Below are 17,463 nucleotides of genomic sequence, written 5' to 3'. Positions count from 1 at the left end.
CGTGTGCGCCGTTTTGTTTTGGCGACTTTAATAATATATCACGCTGAAGCACTAGAGTCAATAGCTTTCTTTAACTTTTTTTAAAAACATTTCATTGTGAAACATTTCATCGTGCTAACAGTTTATATTGTGCTGTTTCTAAGACAGCTTGATTAGTTTATCACGGTTACCAACCCATGGCAATACCTAAATTAAAAAAGCTTCTATTCTAAGATAAAAGCTCTTCTATAAAGAGATCGTTGCGGTTTTTAAGTGCGATGATATCACCGTTTGTTTCTAACTTGATCATTGGTCGTGTCGGTTGGCTTTCTTCTATAAAGACGATCTCACCGATATCATAGTTTGTAAGTCTAACACGGCTGCCCACTGATAAGGTGGAAAGACCCGCTATCATAGCTTGCATAACTTGATGATCAAATTTCCCAAACTGATCTTTCATCATCATCTCAAGCACTTTAAAAGGAGATTGCTTGCTTCGATATGGTCGTTCGGCAGTCATGGCTAAGTAAACATCAGCAACTGCTAGAACTTTACTAAATGGATGAAGCTTGTTTCCTTGTACTTTTAAAGGATAGCCTGACCCATCTGTTCGTTCGTGATGTTGAAGGACACCGAGAAGAACACCTTCTTTAATAGAGGGAATCTTTTTCAGCATGTTGTAGCCTTGAATCGTGTGTTTCTTCACTTCATCAAATTCAGCTGTCGTTAATGACCCGCTCTTTTTTAATAACGTAGGCTGAACTTTTGCCATGCCGCAATCGGACAACACGCCTGCTAGGCCGATCTGTATGCAATCTCCGCTAGAGAAGTTTAACTTTTTAGCCAGGAACGTGCTAAGAATGCCTACTGCTATTGAATGGTGGTACATATAATCAGCACTCGTAGCGTAGTGGTGTAGCAAGAGGATCTCTTTCGGTACACTCGATCCTTTCTCTAATACAGGAAGAACACTCTGACGTACTTCGAGCATATCAACCCCACTGCCAGATTGCCAGTTTGTAAACAATTGCTTATAACGTTTTACCGTTTGCATGTATAGCGCTGGAAAAGAAAGCTCTTCTTTTTGAGGTACTTGGGTATGTATTTGTTCTTCAGATATCGTCGCATCACTTCTATGATTCAGTGAATCTTTTACTCCACGTGTTGTGTTCACACCGAAAGTTGACTCATTCAACACATCTATCTCTTCAATTTGAAAACGAGTAAGTACGCGCAGATGCTCAACATTCAATCTCGTGTTTTTATTGACGATCGGCTGATTAGTCATCGAGAAGACATCCTGAACCAGCATCTGCCCGGCCTTAGCTTGACTCGTTTTTATCTTCATACAAAAAAGCTCCTTTTATTTGGAAGGTCATAATTTTATTTTACATATAAAAAAGAGGAAAATGTAGATACATTTTCCTCTTTTTAGAAATTATTCGTTATTCTCTTCGTTTGTATCTGTTTCTGGAGCTGTTGTTTCTTCAGCAGGCGCTATACCTTCTTCGCCTTCTGTAATGATTGGGTTACCTTCTTCATCCAGCAACTCATCGGTTTCTTCTTCACGTTCTACAACAGCTACTGTTGCTACGTGATTCGTATCATTCATAGTCATCAATCTAACACCTTGAGTGTTTCGTCCCATTTGGGAGATGCCTGAGATGTTCATTCGAATGATGATTCCTTTTGCTGTAATGATCATAAGGTCTTCCTCGTCCGTTACAGTTTTAAGCGTAACAACCGGACCGTTCTTTTCAGTGATGTTTACCGTTTTGATCCCTTTACCACCACGTGACTGAAGACGGTATTCACTCATAGGTGTACGTTTTCCGTAACCTCTATCTGTAACGATCAAGATATCTTGCGTCTCATCTAAGACTTCCATACCTACAACAGCATCGTCATCGCCAAGAGTGATCGCTTTAACACCCGTTGCTGTTCTACCCATTGATCGAACATCTGTCTCTTGATAACGGATCGACATCCCTTGTTTCGTTCCGACGATGATATCTTTTGTTCCATCTGTTAAACGAACGCCCATCAGCTCATCTTCTTCACGAAGGTTGATCGCAAAAAGACCACCTTTACGGATGTTGCTATAAGCTGATAACGGAGATCGTTTCGTGATTCCTTGCTTCGTCATGAAGTTAAGGTAGATCTCATCACTTTCCATGTCTTCTACAGGAATGACAGCAGAGATCGTTTCACCTTGCTCGATCTGCAACAAGTTGATGATCGGAATTCCTTTTGCTGTTCTGCCGTATTCAGGAATCTCGTAGCCTTTTAGCCTATAAGCCTTCCCTTTATTCGTGAAGAACAGGATGTAGTTGTGCGTATTTGTCGTAAACAACTGTTCAACAAAGTCATCCTCACTCGTGCCCATTCCTTGGATCCCTTTACCACCACGACGCTGTGAGCGGTAAGTAGAGATAGGAAGGCGCTTGATGTAGCCTTTGTTCGTTAATGTAATTACGATATTTGAACGAGGAATCAGATCTTCGTCTTCAATACTATTAAATCCTACAGAGATGATCGTACGTCTAGGGTTGTCGTACTTCTCTTTGATCTCGATAAGCTCTGTACGAATGATTTCAAGAATTCTTTGTTCATCTGCAAGAATCGCTCTCAATTCCGTGATTAAAGCAACAAGATCATTGTATTCGTTCTCGATCTTATCTCGCTCTAAACCTGTCAAACGCTGCAATCGCATATCTAAGATAGCTTGAGACTGCTCGTAGCTTAATTCAAACTTCTCCATTAAGCCTTCACGTGCAAGGTCCGTTGTTCTTGAAGCACGGATAAGTGCAATTACTTCATCTAGATGATCCAGTGCGATACGAAGACCTTCTAGGATATGAGCTCTTGCTTCTGCTTTTTTAAGATCAAATTCCGTACGGCGACGGATGATGACTTGCTGATGCTTCAGATAATGGTACAAACATTCTTTGATGTTAAGAACTTTTGGATGTCCATCAACAAGTGCAAGCATATTGATACCAAAGCTTGTCTGTAGTGCTGTCTGTTTATATAAATTATTTAAAATTACATTAGCATTCGCATCACGGCGTATCTCCATCACGATGCGCATACCGTTACGGTCAGACTCATCACGAAGATCCGTGATCCCTTCGATCTTTTTATCACGAACGAGCTCAGCGATCTTTTCGATCAAACGAGCTTTGTTTACTTGATAAGGAAGTTCCGTTACGATAATCGCTTGTTTTCCGCTAGGCATCTCTTCGATCTCAGCTTTTGCACGGATAATGATAGAACCTCTTCCAGTTGTGTAAGCTTTGCGAATTCCTTCACGCCCTAGGATTTCACCTGCCGTTGGAAAGTCTGGGCCTGGAATAATTTCCATCAGTTCAGGAATCGTGATATCCGGATTTTCACTTACTGCTAAAATACCATCGATGACTTCACCTAATTGATGCGGCGGAATGTTCGTCGCCATACCAACCGCGATCCCCGCAGCACCGTTAACGAGCAAGTTCGGAAAACGAGCAGGTAAGACAACCGGTTCTTGTTCAGATCCATCATAGTTATCTTTGTAGCCGATCGTATCTTTGTTGATGTCTCGTACCATTTCCATGGCGATCTTAGACATACGTGCTTCTGTATAACGCATCGCTGCCGCTGCATCGCCGTCGACTGAACCAAAGTTACCGTGACCATCGATCAGCATGTGGCGGAAGTTGAAATCCTGTGCCATACGAACCATCGTGTCGTATACAGCAGAGTCACCGTGAGGGTGGTACTTACCGATTACTTCACCGACGATACGAGCAGACTTTTTGTACGCTTTATCAGCCGTCATGCCAAGATCGTTCATCGCATAAAGGATACGTCTGTGAACAGGCTTTAATCCGTCACGCACATCTGGCAAAGCTCGGCTGACAATAACACTCATGGCATAATCCATGAACGATGCTTTCATTTCCGTACTAATATTAATTTCTTTAATCCGGGAACGTTCCATTTCAGACATTCATTTTACCTCCATAACCTCTTTAGAACAGGTTTTTAAAGCCCCCTAATTCGGCTCTTAAACGCACCGAAACTGGACCTTGTCCAGCTTCAGTATCTCTTATGTTCAGCTTTTGCAATGTTTACCGCTAAGCATTTTATATGATTATTTACTTTAAAGTAACTGCTTACCGCAAGCGTGCCTCACTTATATATCTAAGTTCGTCACATATTGTGCATTTTCTTGGATAAAGTCACGGCGCGGTTCAACTTTGTCACCCATTAAGATATCGAACGTTTCATCAGCTGCCATCGCATCTTTCATTTCCACTTGCAGCAATGTACGTGTCTCTGGGTCCATTGTCGTTTCCCATAACTGAGATGGGTTCATCTCACCTAGACCTTTATAACGCTGAAGTTGCGGCTTAGGTACTTGCGGAAGTTCAGCTAGCAACTTTTCAAGTTCTTTATCGTTGTAGGCATACTCTATACGTTTACCTTGCTGTATCTTATAAAGCGGAGGCTGTGCGATATAGATATAGCCGTGTTCAATAATCGGACGCATATATCTGAAAAAGAACGTTAGAAGCAACGTACGGATATGTGCACCATCGACATCGGCATCTGTCATGATGATGATCTTGTGATAACGTGCTTTTGTTATATCAAACTCATCGCCGATTCCTGTTCCTAAAGCCGTGATGATCGCACGTACCTCGTTATTGGAAAGGATCTTATCTAGTCGTGCTTTTTCAACATTGATAATCTTACCGCGAAGTGGCAAGATCGCTTGGAAATGACGGTCACGTCCTTGCTTTGCCGATCCACCGGCAGAGTCACCCTCAACCACATAGATCTCAGAGATGCTTGCATCTTTAGAAGAACAGTCTGCCAGTTTACCAGGCAGTGACGATACTTCTAACGCACTCTTACGTCGTGTTAGTTCACGTGCTTTTTTAGCAGCAACACGCGCACGTAGTGCCATCATCCCTTTTTCAACGATTGATTTCGCAACGACCGGATTCTCGAGCATGAAAGATGAAAACGTCTCTGAGAAGATAGATTCTGTAATCTGTCTTGCTTCAGAATTTCCGAGCTTCGTTTTCGTTTGCCCTTCGAACTGAGGATCAGGGTGTTTGATCGAGATGATCGCTGTTAGTCCTTCACGAACGTCTTCACCTGTTAAGTTCGTATCATTGTCTTTGAACAGATTGTTCTTGCGGCCATAATCATTGATCACACGTGTTAGTGCTGTCTTAAACCCTGACTCGTGCGTACCGCCTTCATGTGTATTGATGTTGTTCGCGAACGAATAGATGTTGCTTGCGTAGCTGTCGTTGTATTGGAATGCGATCTCAACCGAGATGCCGTCCTTTTCCCCTTCAACGAAGATCGGTTCTTCATGCAGCACTTCACGCGTACGGTTGATGTGCTCTACATAAGATTTAATCCCGCCTTCATAGTGGTATTCCTTTACAACTGGCTCTTCACCACGCTTGTCTTCAGCAATGATACGAAGACCACGGTTTAAGTAAGCCAGTTCACGAATACGGTTTGAAAGGGTTGGGAAATCATATTCTAATGATTCAGTAAAAATTTCAGGGTCTGGTTTGAAGTGAGTACGAGTACCTGTTTTGTCAGTTTCGCCGATAACTTTAAGATCTGCAGTCGGCACGCCGCGTTCATAAGATTGATAATGCAGTTTCCCGTCACGAGATACGGTAACTTCAAGCATCGTAGACAAGGCATTAACAACTGAGGCACCAACACCATGCAGTCCGCCTGATACTTTATAACCTCCACCGCCAAACTTTCCTCCGGCATGGAGAACCGTCATGATAACTTCTAGAGCAGGTCTTCCCATTTTTTCATGCATACCTACTGGGATACCACGTCCGTTATCTACTACCGTGATGCTGTTGTCTTCTTCAATCGTAATTCGAATCGTATCACAATGACCCGCTAAGGCTTCATCGATCGAGTTATCGACGATTTCCCATACAAGATGGTGAAGACCGCGTACGTTCGTAGCACCGATATACATCCCTGGACGTTTACGGACGGCTTCAAGACCTTCAAGTACCTGGATATTACTTTCATCATAATTTTGCTGTTGTTCTAACTGTTGTTCAGTCGTCAATTCGTTCACCTTCATTCCGGTTTAAAAACGCTTTATTTATAAAACCTTTATTTTATATTCCAGCCATTTTCAAGTTCGAGGCGATCAGAGGCTCTCTTTTTTAACGTAGAGGCAGAAAGAGGAGATAGATAGATCGTTTTATCTGTAATGATTACAGATTTTGCAGCATTTCCGCTTAAATCGGTCAGTGTCTGATTGTTCTCATGCTTTTTAAGAAACTCTAAAGCTAACTCAGAAGCCTTTAACGCATTGATATCCAATATCGCCAGCACATCTTTTGAATGAATAACTTCTTCATCACCTAAATGCAGAAGCAATGTCCTCACCTCATTTCAAACGTTCTATAGAGCCTGCGTGAACTTTGTAAGTTGCGGCTTTCTCAAGTGTTTCGTGGTGTATCCCTTCCACACTAGTCGTTGTAACAAAGGTTTGTACTTTACCTTGAATCGTATTTAAAAGATGCGATTGTCTGAAATCGTCTAGTTCAGATAACACATCGTCCAACAATAGTATCGGGTATTCTCCGACTTCTGAATGAATAAGATCAATTTCAGCGAGCTTTAAAGAAAGAGCAGTCGTTCTTTGTTGTCCTTGAGATCCGAATGTCTGCACGTCTTTTCCGTTCACTGAAAAAAGCAGATCGTCCCGATGAGGACCAAATAAAGAAGTTCCTCGGTCAATCTCTTTTTCTTTTATTTTACCAAACTTCAGATGAAACGCTTCTATCATTTTCGACAAGTCGAGCTCATCGCATACCTCTATAGTCGGTTTGTAATGAATTTTTAGAGTTTCCAATCCTCTCGATATCCCGTGGTGGATCGGTTCTGCCCAACTTTGAAGCTTTTCCATGTATTTCAGACGTTTCAACGTCACTCTGGCTGCTTTATCGATAAGCTGTTCGGTTAAGATCTCGAGCATCGTCATGTTTTGCTGACTTTTGTTGCGATACATCTCTCTTAATAAAGAATTTCGCTGAGATAAAATCTTTTGGTACACAGAAAGGTCATTTAAATAAACCGCGTTAACCTGTCCGATTTCCATGTCAATAAAACGACGACGCACCTGTGGACTGCCTTTTACAAGATTAAGATCCTCAGGTGCAAACATAACCACATTTAAATGTCCAACGTAATCGGTTAACCGTCGTTGTTCAATGCGGCTGATTTTCGCTTTTTTTCCTTTTTGTGAGATGACGAGACTTAAATCAAAAGAACTGTTTCTCTTTTTGATGCTACCCTCTATTTTAGCATATTCTTCGTCCCAAGATATCAACTCTTTATCTTTTGCTGTTCGATATGATCTTGCCATGGCCAAAACATAGATGGATTCCATAACATTTGTTTTTCCTTGTGCATTCTCACCTAGAAAAACATTGACCTTATTCTCGAATTCCAGAGATTGTTCTTTATAGTTTCTGTAATTCCTAAGCTGAAGCTTTTCAATATGCAAAGGGATACCCCCTATTCCGTTGTTACCTTGAACTCTCCTACTTCTGGAATGGACACGACATCACCCGCATATAGTTTCTTACCTCGGCGTGTTTCATGTTCTCCGTTCACAAGAACTTCATGTTCTGCTAAATACCATTTTACCATTCCTCCCGATTGGATGACATCGGTAGTTTTCAACAGTTGTTGAAGGGTGATGAATTCTGTGTTGATCTTTACGTTTTCCATTTTAAAAAAAACCTCCTGGTTGTTGCTTTGTTGTCTCAGTTGTCTCAATGGTGTTTTTGGAAGGTTGATCTACGTTCCAGACTCAATGATGTAAATATACAAAGATTTAAAAATATAAAATCCACAATCTGTTAGGGAAAATCATCTCGCTCTTACTAGTTTCTCCAAAAAACGTTGGACTTAGAAAGAAAAGAAAGCCACCGGTGATTCCGGCAGCTTTATATTTTAGTACGTTCTTACAGGCAAGATTAATTGGCGGATCGAATCGTCTGATACGGGTTGGATAAGAAACGGTCTCATCGCACCTGTAAACAGGATGCTGATCTCTGTGCAATCCATAACTTTTAGAGCTTCCATCACATATTTTGCATTGAATGAGATCTTTAGTTCTTCTCCTTCAATCTCCTCTGCGATCATGTGTTCAAATACTTTACCGATTTCTGGAGAATTTGAAGAAAGTTCGATTGTTTGGTTATCGAGTGTTGCTAGTTTCACGACGTTGTTTCTTCCTTCTCTAGCTAATAAAGAAGCACGGTCGATCGCTTGTAAAAATTCCTTCGTCTTCAACACGAATGTAGTCTTGCTCTCTGAAGGAATCAGTTTTGAAGTATCCGGATAGTTACCGTCTAATAATCTTGAGAACAATAAAATGTTCTTGGCTTTGAACAAGATCTGATTGTTCGTTACAACGATTTGAACCTTTTCAGCATTCTCATCAAGAATCTTTGAAAGTTCGTTCAAGCTCTTTCCAGGAATCACGACGTTCTGGAAGGAAAGCTCTTCACTTTGAGAATCGATCGGCATTTTTCGTTCAGCCAAGCGATGACTATCTGTTGCAATACAGTTTAGAACACCGTCAGTTAACGTCCAGTTAACACCTGTTAGGATAGGGCGTGTTTCTGAGGTGGACACCGCAAAGACAGTTTGGCGAATCATTGCTTTCAACAAATCACTTTGGATCTCAAAGACTAAGTTCTCTTCGATCTGCGGTAATCTAGGGTATTCTTCAGGATCTAATCCTAAAAGGCTAAATTCAGAAGCGCCTGAACGAAGAGTCGTTTCAAATCGCTCACCTACTTCAATCTCAACAGAATCATTCGGAAGTTTTTTAACGATCTCTGAAAAATAACGAGCCGGAAGTACAACACTTCCTTCTTGCTTCACTTCGATATGTACAAGATCCCCTTCTTCAACCGGTATCAGTCGTTCAATTGAAATATCAGAATCACTACCAGTCAGATGAACACCGTCATATGTTACTTCCATTTTGATTCCCGTAAGAATTGGAATTGTCGTTCTAGAAGATACAGCTTTCATTACATCTTGAACAGCTTCAATCAACTGGTTTAACTGAATCTTAACTTTCATTATTTTGCCCCCCTGATATTTATTAAAATCTTTTAAAAAAATAGTAGTAATAGTACTAGGCGCTGTGAATGTGTGGATAACCCTAGAAAACAAAGATAGAACAGCCTATCCACATGTGGACAGACTGTGTATAAAGTAACTGCAGTTATTCACAGTATTCAGTGCGCTTATTTAATTCGATTTAAGCTGATCGTGAATTTCTTGCACTTTTCTTTGCAAAACATGATCCGTAATCAGCATAGTAGAGATCTTTTCATGAGCATGAAGAACCGTTGTATGGTCTCGACCACCAAATTCTTCACCAATCTTAGGTAAAGAATTATCTGTTAGTTCACGAGAAAGATACATCGCGATCTGTCTAGGAAAAGCTACAGACTTTGTTCGTTTCTTCGCTGTAAAATCTTCTAACTTTACATTGTAATGCTTGCCAACTACTTCTTGTATATGATGAATGGTTAATGTTCTTGGCTTTGCAGAAGGAATAATGTCGCGAAGTGCTTCTGCTGCAAGATCTGCATTCATATCTTGGTTAATGAGAGAAGAATAGGCGACAACGCGAATGAGTGCTCCTTCTAACTCTCTAATGTTCGTATCGATCTGATTCGCTATATAAAGCATCACTTCGTTTGGAATATCAAGGCCTTCTGCTTTTGCTTTTTTACGCAAGATTGCGATACGCGTTTCTAAGTCAGGAGGTGTGATATCCGTAATAAGTCCCCATTCAAAGCGGGAACGAAGTCTGTCTTCTAATGTCGGAATCTCTTTTGGAGGTCGATCACTAGAGATGACAATCTGCTTGCTTTCTTCATGAAGTGCATTAAACGTATGGAAAAATTCCTCTTGCGTTTGTTCTTTTCCTGCAAGGAACTGAATATCATCTATTAAAAGCACGTCCACACTGCGAAATTTGTTGCGGAACTCAACCGTTTTATTGTCACGAATCGAGTTGATGAACTCGTTCGTAAATTTTTCGGAGGATAGGTATACGACCTTCGCCCCAGGATTATGTTCCAATACATAATGGCCGATCGCATGCATTAAATGCGTTTTTCCTAATCCAACGCCCCCATAAATAAATAGCGGGTTATAAGCTTTTGCTGGTGCTTCAGCAACAGCTAATGATGCGGCATGAGCAAAACGGTTTCCAGAACCGATAACGAATCGGTCAAATGTATATTTTGGATTCAACATACTTTGAGAAACTTCTTCGTGAGGCTCATTTGCTGCTTTTGGGGCTTTTTTCATGGAAAGTTCCAGATCTAAGTCTAGTTCTGTCTGATTTTGTGGAATGATGAACTTTACGTCAAGTGCTGCTCCTGTTACGTCCAGCAGCGTCTCAGAAATGATACCTGCATATCTGGATTCTAGCCAGTCACGGGCAAACTCATTTGGCGCAGTAATGACGAGCGTATCATTTTGTAAAGCATGTGCCGTTGTTGATTTTAACCAAGTCTCAAAGCTAGGCTTACTGACTTTTGTTTCGATCGCAGCAAGTGCTTTGGACCATAGGTCGTTTATGTTTTCCAACCAATTTACCCCCCTTATCTCTTTCGAATCATCCTATTTCAGCAGTCATTTCCCTGTTGTATAAGAATTGTACACCCAGTGAATACCTATGAATAAAAATAAAAAGTCCACACCTTATGTGAATGATAATTAATATAGTAGATAATAGGATTATGAACAGTAAAACCATGTCTGTGGACAACCTTTATAACAGCTTTTAATAACTGTCCACAAGTTTATCCACAGGTTGTGAATAACTTTATTAGCAGTGCAGGTTGTTAACGAGTTAAAACACAACAAGCATATCAAAAATAATCAGGCTTGGCAACGAGTTATTGTTACTTATCCACAACGCCCATACCTTGTGTAGAAAAGTTGTCCACAACACTAGATTTTGTGTAAAACATGTCGATAATTGGTGTGGATAATGAAAAGTATGTCGAAAAAGATGTCCACAGGTTAGGTCATGAAGATTTTGGTGAAGCTTGTAGAAGGATCTTATGGAAGTAGTATTGTGTTTGATAAATTGGCGAGCTCTGATAAATCGTCAGCTCTACAAACTTTAATTTGAGCTTAAAAGAGTGTTTAGCTTTTATTTATTTCTTTAGTTGGTTGATTGGATTGGAAGGTGCGAGACTCCTGCGGGACAAGCGGTCAGGTGAGACACTTAATGGCGCATAGCGGCAAGTGGCTCACCGTCTGCCCCGCGGAAAGCGAGCAACCTGGAGAGGAAATCAACTTACTTTCAAGAAATACATAGCATTCTAAAAACTGAGATCATCACTTTCAAAGGCAAAAAACTTGCAAAAAAACACAAACTTAAAATCCAGCTTGACAAATTTATGGGTCAGTCATTATACTTTATTAGACTGTCTTTTATAAGAGATATCCTCAGGGAGGTGTAATATACATGAAACCTACATTTCAACCAAACAACCGTAAGCGTAAGAAGGTACATGGTTTCCGTGCACGTATGGCTACTAAGAACGGTCGTAAAGTTCTAGCTCGCCGTCGTCAAAAGGGAAGAAAAGTGTTATCCGCATAGGCCACTGACATCAGTGGTCTTTTTTTACTTTTATAGAGAGAATTTGCTCACTCCGAGTCCGTATTTTCTGTTCGATGTCGTTTTTTCGAAGTAAAAGGTTTTATATGAACGAAACAGGCCGATACTGGGTGATGATCGAAACAAAAAGACTTTGGAATGAGATTGCATAATTGATGGAGTGTTAAATGAATGAAGAAAGAACAACGCATCAAAAAAAATGAGGAATTTCAAGAAGTCTTCAAAAAAGGAAAATCAACGGCTAATCGCCAATTTGTAATATACAGTTTAAGAAAAGAAGATCAGCCTGTTTTTCGCATCGGTCTTTCTGTCAGCAAAAAAGTTGGAAAAGCTGTTACGAGAAACAGAATTAAACGATCGGTTAAAGAAATCTTCCATAAATATAGTGAACAGCTACTTTCAGGCAGGGATTACGTGGTTATCGCGAGAATACCTACTGCTAATATGGACTTTCACGAGATGGAAAAAAGTCTGCTTCATGTTTTGAACAGAGCGAACGTTTTAAAAAAGAGGGTGTAAAAAAATGAGATCCTTATTTATAGGGATTATTCGTTTTTACCAGCTATGGATTTCCCCGCTAACACCGCCTTCATGCCGCTTTTATCCGACCTGCTCGCATTACGGTATAGAAGCTTTCAGGCGTCACGGTGTATTTAAAGGAATGTGGCTAACTTTTGTCAGAATTTCAAAGTGCCATCCTTTTCATCCCGGAGGCGTTGACCTCGTGCCTGAAAAAAGGGACAATAAATAATTGAGATAAGATTTATGATTTTAAGGAGGATAAGAGTGTGCGTAAGAAAATAGGTTTACTGATTGCCCTTTTCGCACTCATGGCTGTCCTATCTGGATGTGGATCGATGAATGATCCCATTACTAGTGACAGCACTGGAATTTGGGACACATATTTTGTATATCCGTTATCATGGTTGATCACATACTTTGCGACCTTAACTGGTGAAAACTACGGATTAGCGATCATTATCGTTACATTGATCATCCGTACTGCGCTTCTTCCATTAATGATTAAGCAAACACGCAGTTCAAAAGCGATGCAAGAGATCCAGCCTGAAATTCAAAAGCTTCGTGAAAAGTACAAGTCGAAAGATGCGAACACACAACAGAAATTACAGCAAGAAACAATGGCGTTATTCCAGAAGAACGGAGTTAACCCGCTTGCTGGATGTTTACCTTTATTGATTCAAATGCCGATTCTATTAGGTTTTTACCATGCGATCATGCGTACGGGTGAAATCGCAAACCATAATTTCCTTTGGTTTGACTTAGGAGATCCGGATCCATTTTATATCTTACCGTTAGTAGCCGGTATAACGACATTCTTACAACAGAAGATCATGATGGGCGGAATGGACAACCCAAATCCGCAGATGAAGATGCTTTTATACATCATGCCAGTTATGATCGTTGTATTTGCGATTAATTTCCCAGCTGCACTATCTCTATATTGGGTGATCGGTAACATATTCATGATCGGACAGACATATTTCATTACGACCCCAATGAAAAAGAAAGAAAACCAAGTTGATGGGGGAGCTAAAAAGTGAAAAAGGTACAGGTAACAGGGAAAACGGTTGAAGAAGCAGTAGCAGCAGCACTAGAACAACTTCAGACTTCAAAAGATCAAGTAGAGATATCCGTTCTTGAAGATTCCAAAAAAGGTTTCTTTGGACTTGGCGGGAAGCCAGCAGTTGTTGAAGTAACAGTGAAAGCTGATCCTGTTAAATCGGCGATCGACTACCTCGAGGATGTTACATCCAAAATGGGAGTGCCCGTTACCATCACACAGCGACAGGAAAATGATCATCTTGTGCTGGATTTATCCGGTGACAAAATTGCGATTTTAATTGGAAAACGTGGACAAACGCTTAATGCGCTTCAGCTTTTAACGAATATGGTTGCAAACTCTGATCCTGCAAGCAAGCATGTGAAAATTGTGCTTGATGCTGAAAACTATCGTACCAGAAGACAGGAATCACTCGAGCGATTAGCTGAGCATTCTGCACAAAAGGTATTTTTTACGAAGAAAAGCTTTGCTTTTGAGCCGATGCCTGCTAATGAACGAAAAGTGATTCATTTAGCACTCAAAGAAAACAGAGATGTTGAGACTACGTCTGAAGGGGTAGAACCTTTTCGTAAAGTCGTTATCCGCCCAACATCCTCAAGCAAAAGATAAAAAAGCTTCAGAGGTTTATCCTCTGGAGCTTTTTGTTTGCGTCATCTAACAGCTACTAATCTTAAGTTGATGGAACGAGCACATTTAAACTCGTTTTAAGGCTTGATTTCAGCCACGTTTTCTTTACTGTGAGCACATTATGCGATACACTATTTTTTATTGTGGATATTTATGTCCATTTTTACTAAAACCTTATCACAGTAAGTATTTAAGGCCATACTAAAGGTAATTTATATAGAGCGAAGTAAAGAGGAAAGCCGAGGTGAAACAACAATGGAATTTGATACGATCACAGCGATCTCTACTCCGATGGGAGAAGGTGCGATTGCGATCGTTCGTTTGAGCGGACCTGACGCAGTAGCCATTGCAGATAAAGTGTACAGCGGGACAAAACGTCTCTCTGAAGTTGATACACATACAATTCATTACGGAAAATTGATCGATCCGAAACTCGATCAAGCGGTAGAAGAAGTGATGATCAGCGTCATGCGTGCACCACGAACGTTTACGCGGGAAGATGTTGTTGAGATCAACTGTCATGGAGGGTTAGTTTCTGTGAACAGAGTTCTTCAATTGATTCTTCAGCAGGGAGCGCGCTTAGCTGAACCAGGAGAATTCACGAAGCGAGCATTCTTAAACGGCAGGATTGATCTATCTCAAGCGGAAGCGGTCATGGATTTGATCCGTGCGAAGACAGACCGTGCGATGAACGTAGCCCTCAACCAGATGGAAGGCCGTTTATCTTCACTCGTTATGCGTCTTAGACAAACGTTATTAGAAACAATCGCCCATGTAGAGGTGAACATCGATTATCCAGAGTATGATGCAGAAGAGATGACGCATTCTTTATTGAACAACAACCTTTTGACTGTAAAAAAAGAAGTGGAATCGATACTGCAGACGGCAAGTCAAGGGAAGATCCTTCGTGAAGGGTTGTCTACGGCGATCATCGGAAGACCAAACGTAGGTAAGTCTTCACTCATGAATGCACTCGTTCATGAGAATAAAGCGATCGTAACCGATATTGCGGGAACTACACGTGACGTTATTGAAGAGTACGTGAACGTAAGAGGTGTTCCTTTAAGACTCGTTGATACAGCAGGGATTCGTGAGACGGAAGACATCGTTGAAAAGATCGGTGTTGAAAAATCACGTAAAGTATTAAAAGAAGCAGATCTCATTCTGCTAGTTATCAATGGGAATGAAGTGCTCTCACTTGAAGATGAAAACTTGTTCCGTGCAGCTGCAGGACTCGATAAAATCGTCATTATCAATAAAACAGATCTTGAACTGAAAGCAGATATGAATCGAATAAAGGAACTGTCAGAGAATTCACCCGTTATCTCAACATCTTTAGTAAAAGAAGAGGGAATCGATGAATTAGAGCAAGCGATCGCAAACCTGTTCTTTGCAGGCGGAATTGAAGCTAATGACTTAACATACGTATCCAACTCTAGGCACATCGCACTTCTGCAGCAGACGATTCATCATATTGATGAGGCGCTCGGCGGCATTGAAGCGGATCTACCTATTGATATGGTACAGATCGATATAACAAGAGCTTGGGAGATACTCGGAGAAATCATAGGAGACACGGTTTCAGAGAGTCTGATCGACCAATTGTTCTCTCAATTCTGTTTAGGAAAATAAAAAAAGGAGGAAAAAACGATGGGATATAAAGCAGATACGTTTGATGTGATCGTAGTCGGTGCTGGGCATGCCGGGGTTGAAGCTGCACTAGCTTCTGCTCGTATGGGCGCAAAAACATTATGTCTAACACTGAATCTAGATACAGTCGCCTATATGCCGTGTAATCCGTCAGTAGGCGGACCGGCTAAAGGGATCGTCGTTCGTGAAGTTGACGCACTTGGCGGAGAGATGGCACGCAACATCGACAAAACACACATTCAAATGCGTATGCTGAACACAGGGAAAGGGCCAGCGGTACGTGCACTGCGCGCGCAAGCGGATAAATACCTGTATCAGCATGAAATGAAAAAAACGATGGAAAACACAGAGAACCTTACGTTGCGTCAAGGGATGGTAGAGCGTCTGATCATCGAAGACGGTGAATGTAGAGGGGTTATTACAAAAACAGGAGCTGAGTACGCGGCAAAAGCGGTCGTACTTACTACAGGAACGTACTTAAGAGGGAAGATCATCATCGGAGAGCTCGCCTATGAGAGCGGACCGAACAATATGGCTCCTTCAATCAACTTGTCTTATCATCTGCAAGAGTTAGGCTTTGATATGGTGCGATTCAAAACAGGAACACCGCCGCGCGTTAACAGCAAAACGATTGATTATTCAAAAACAGAAATTCAGCCTGGTGACGATGTACCGCGTGCTTTTTCTTATGAAACAACCGAGTACATCACAGATCAGCTTCCTTGCTGGTTAACATATACAGGTGACGAAACGCATCAGTTGATCAACGGAAACCTTCATCGTTCACCGATGTATTCAGGAATGATCGAAGGTACTGGACCAAGATATTGTCCATCGATCGAGGATAAAATTGTACGGTTCAATGATAAGCCAAGACATCAGATCTTCTTAGAGCCAGAAGGACGCAACACAGAAGAAGTATACGTTCAAGGTCTTTCTACGAGTCTTCCGGAAGATGTACAGAAACGAATTTTAGCAACGATTCCTGGTCTTGAAAAAGCAGAATTGATGCGTGCAGGATATGCGATTGAGTATGATGCGATCGTTCCCACACAACTTTGGCCATCTCTTGAGACGAAGCGAGTGAACGGTTTGTTTACAGCAGGACAATTGAACGGAACGAGCGGATATGAAGAAGCAGCGGGACAAGGACTCATGGCGGGAATCAATGCTGCGTTAAAAGTTCAAGATAAAGAGCCTCTTGTGCTTGATCGTTCTGAAGCGTACATCGGAGTATTGATCGACGATTTGATCACAAAAGGAACGAACGAACCGTATCGCCTTCTAACATCACGTGCAGAGTACCGTTTACTGCTTAGACACGACAACGCAGATCTGCGCTTAACGAAAAAAGGTCATGAAATCGGACTGATACCAGAAGATCGTTACGAACGCTTTGAAGAGAAGAAAGCATTAATTGCGCAGGAAATAGACCGACTCGAGCATGTTTCGATCAAACCGAGTGAAATCGTCCAGCAAGTCCTTGCAGAGTCACAATCGACTCCGTTAAAAGAACCAATGTCGGCAGCAAGCTTGTTAAAGCGCCCTGAGATCACTTATCCGGTCATTCATAAACTCGTACCAGCAGAAACTGCCTTACCGGAGACGGTGATGGAGCAGGTTGAGATTCAGGTAAAATATGCAGGATATATCGATAAACAGCTCGCGCAAGTAGAAAAGATGCGCAAGATGGAAAATAAAAAGCTTCCTGTAGATCTTGATTACATGGCAATCAACGGACTAGCTACAGAAGCAAAACAAAAACTTCACGAAGTTCGGCCTCTTTCTGTCGGGCAGGCATCACGTGTATCAGGGGTAAACCCAGCAGATATCTCTATTCTGTTGATCTATCTCGAACAAGGTAAACTGGCGAAGATCGCCCGTTGAGGGGGAACGTGAAAAT

General features: G+C 41.4%; 15 protein-coding genes. 7 read left to right on the top strand and 8 right to left on the bottom strand.

The window, feature by feature from the left end; translation table 11 throughout:
• Window positions 1-208 precede the first annotated feature (208 nt).
• The 8 genes from IHV11_RS15875 to dnaA all read right to left on the bottom strand — a co-directional run bounded on the left by IHV11_RS15875 (window position 209) and on the right by dnaA (window position 10,659).
• The gene (locus IHV11_RS15875) at window positions 209-1,327 is read right to left on the bottom strand and encodes an HD-GYP domain-containing protein (RefSeq protein WP_197132720.1); all 1,119 of its coding nucleotides are present in this window, start codon (window positions 1,325-1,327) and stop codon (window positions 209-211) included.
• A gap of 90 nt (window positions 1,328-1,417) precedes the next feature.
• Complete coding sequence (gene gyrA / locus IHV11_RS15870) at window positions 1,418-3,970, bottom strand: DNA gyrase subunit A (protein WP_197132722.1); 2,553 nt, start codon at window positions 3,968-3,970, stop codon at window positions 1,418-1,420.
• Window positions 3,971-4,156: 186 nt separating this feature from the next.
• On the bottom strand, window positions 4,157-6,103 hold the full coding sequence (gene gyrB, locus IHV11_RS15865; RefSeq protein ID WP_197132725.1) for a DNA topoisomerase (ATP-hydrolyzing) subunit B: 1,947 nt from the start codon (window positions 6,101-6,103) through the stop codon (window positions 4,157-4,159).
• A 32-nt stretch (window positions 6,104-6,135) separates the two neighbouring features.
• Window positions 6,136-6,405 carry an extracellular matrix regulator RemB gene (gene remB, locus IHV11_RS15860; protein WP_066399572.1) on the bottom strand — a complete coding sequence of 90 codons (270 nt, stop codon included), beginning with the start codon at window positions 6,403-6,405 and terminating at the stop codon, window positions 6,136-6,138.
• 10 nt (window positions 6,406-6,415) lie between these two features.
• Entirely contained in the window at window positions 6,416-7,537 is a 1,122-nt protein-coding gene (recF, locus tag IHV11_RS15855; protein WP_197195454.1) for a DNA replication/repair protein RecF, read from the bottom strand.
• Window positions 7,538-7,548: 11 nt separating this feature from the next.
• Window positions 7,549-7,764, bottom strand: a complete 216-nt coding sequence (yaaA, locus tag IHV11_RS15850; protein ID WP_066399568.1) for a S4 domain-containing protein YaaA — start codon at window positions 7,762-7,764, stop codon at window positions 7,549-7,551.
• A gap of 225 nt (window positions 7,765-7,989) precedes the next feature.
• Window positions 7,990-9,132: a DNA polymerase III subunit beta gene (gene dnaN, locus IHV11_RS15845; RefSeq protein ID WP_066399565.1), complete on the bottom strand. Its 1,143-nt coding sequence runs from the start codon at window positions 9,130-9,132 to the stop codon at window positions 7,990-7,992.
• A 171-nt stretch (window positions 9,133-9,303) separates the two neighbouring features.
• Window positions 9,304-10,659: a chromosomal replication initiator protein DnaA gene (gene dnaA, locus IHV11_RS15840; protein ID WP_066399562.1), complete on the bottom strand. Its 1,356-nt coding sequence runs from the start codon at window positions 10,657-10,659 to the stop codon at window positions 9,304-9,306.
• 889 nt (window positions 10,660-11,548) lie between these two features.
• On the opposite strand from dnaA, the gene rpmH reads away from it, so the two are divergent.
• The 7 genes from rpmH (at window position 11,549) to mnmG (ending at window position 17,447) form a co-directional block, all read left to right on the top strand.
• Window positions 11,549-11,683: a 50S ribosomal protein L34 gene (gene rpmH, locus IHV11_RS15835; RefSeq protein WP_007201576.1), complete on the top strand. Its 135-nt coding sequence runs from the start codon at window positions 11,549-11,551 to the stop codon at window positions 11,681-11,683.
• Window positions 11,684-11,872: 189 nt separating this feature from the next.
• On the top strand, window positions 11,873-12,220 hold the full coding sequence (gene rnpA, locus IHV11_RS15830; RefSeq protein WP_066399560.1) for a ribonuclease P protein component: 348 nt from the start codon (window positions 11,873-11,875) through the stop codon (window positions 12,218-12,220).
• Between the two features lie 4 nt (window positions 12,221-12,224).
• The gene (yidD, locus tag IHV11_RS15825; protein WP_082861542.1) at window positions 12,225-12,452 is read left to right on the top strand and encodes a membrane protein insertion efficiency factor YidD; all 228 of its coding nucleotides are present in this window, start codon (window positions 12,225-12,227) and stop codon (window positions 12,450-12,452) included.
• A 37-nt stretch (window positions 12,453-12,489) separates the two neighbouring features.
• Window positions 12,490-13,263 carry a YidC family membrane integrase SpoIIIJ gene (spoIIIJ, locus tag IHV11_RS15820; RefSeq protein ID WP_197195453.1) on the top strand — a complete coding sequence of 258 codons (774 nt, stop codon included), beginning with the start codon at window positions 12,490-12,492 and terminating at the stop codon, window positions 13,261-13,263.
• A complete protein-coding gene (gene jag, locus IHV11_RS15815; protein ID WP_066399554.1) occupies window positions 13,260-13,892 on the top strand; it encodes an RNA-binding cell elongation regulator Jag/EloR in 633 nt (210 codons plus the stop codon). Before spoIIIJ ends, jag begins: the two co-directional genes overlap by 4 nt.
• Window positions 13,893-14,165: 273 nt before the next feature.
• The gene (gene mnmE, locus IHV11_RS15810) at window positions 14,166-15,542 is read left to right on the top strand and encodes a tRNA uridine-5-carboxymethylaminomethyl(34) synthesis GTPase MnmE (protein ID WP_197190315.1); all 1,377 of its coding nucleotides are present in this window, start codon (window positions 14,166-14,168) and stop codon (window positions 15,540-15,542) included.
• Window positions 15,543-15,560: 18 nt separating this feature from the next.
• Window positions 15,561-17,447: a tRNA uridine-5-carboxymethylaminomethyl(34) synthesis enzyme MnmG gene (mnmG, locus tag IHV11_RS15805; RefSeq protein WP_197195452.1), complete on the top strand. Its 1,887-nt coding sequence runs from the start codon at window positions 15,561-15,563 to the stop codon at window positions 17,445-17,447.
• Window positions 17,448-17,463: the final 16 nt, after the last annotated feature.

Origin of the sequence: Fictibacillus sp. 26RED30, assembly GCF_015903845.1 — a bacterium.
GTDB lineage: Bacteria > Bacillota > Bacilli > Bacillales > Fictibacillaceae > Fictibacillus > Fictibacillus phosphorivorans.
The sequence above is the reverse complement of the archived record's forward strand: the minus strand, read 5'-3'. Positions and strand labels throughout refer to the sequence as shown.

Coding starts and splice junctions, on each gene's coding strand:
- yidD (WP_082861542.1), top strand. CDS start 12,225: ATGAGATCCTTATTTATAGGGATTATTCGTTTTTACCAGCTATGGATT.
- gyrA (WP_197132722.1), bottom strand. CDS start 3,970: ATGTCTGAAATGGAACGTTCCCGGATTAAAGAAATTAATATTAGTACG.
- dnaN (WP_066399565.1), bottom strand. CDS start 9,132: ATGAAAGTTAAGATTCAGTTAAACCAGTTGATTGAAGCTGTTCAAGAT.
- gyrB (WP_197132725.1), bottom strand. CDS start 6,103: ATGAAGGTGAACGAATTGACGACTGAACAACAGTTAGAACAACAGCAA.
- rpmH (WP_007201576.1), top strand. CDS start 11,549: ATGAAACCTACATTTCAACCAAACAACCGTAAGCGTAAGAAGGTACAT.
- yaaA (WP_066399568.1), bottom strand. CDS start 7,764: ATGGAAAACGTAAAGATCAACACAGAATTCATCACCCTTCAACAACTG.
- IHV11_RS15875 (WP_197132720.1), bottom strand. CDS start 1,327: ATGAAGATAAAAACGAGTCAAGCTAAGGCCGGGCAGATGCTGGTTCAG.
- rnpA (WP_066399560.1), top strand. CDS start 11,873: ATGAAGAAAGAACAACGCATCAAAAAAAATGAGGAATTTCAAGAAGTC.
- mnmG (WP_197195452.1), top strand. CDS start 15,561: ATGGGATATAAAGCAGATACGTTTGATGTGATCGTAGTCGGTGCTGGG.
- mnmE (WP_197190315.1), top strand. CDS start 14,166: ATGGAATTTGATACGATCACAGCGATCTCTACTCCGATGGGAGAAGGT.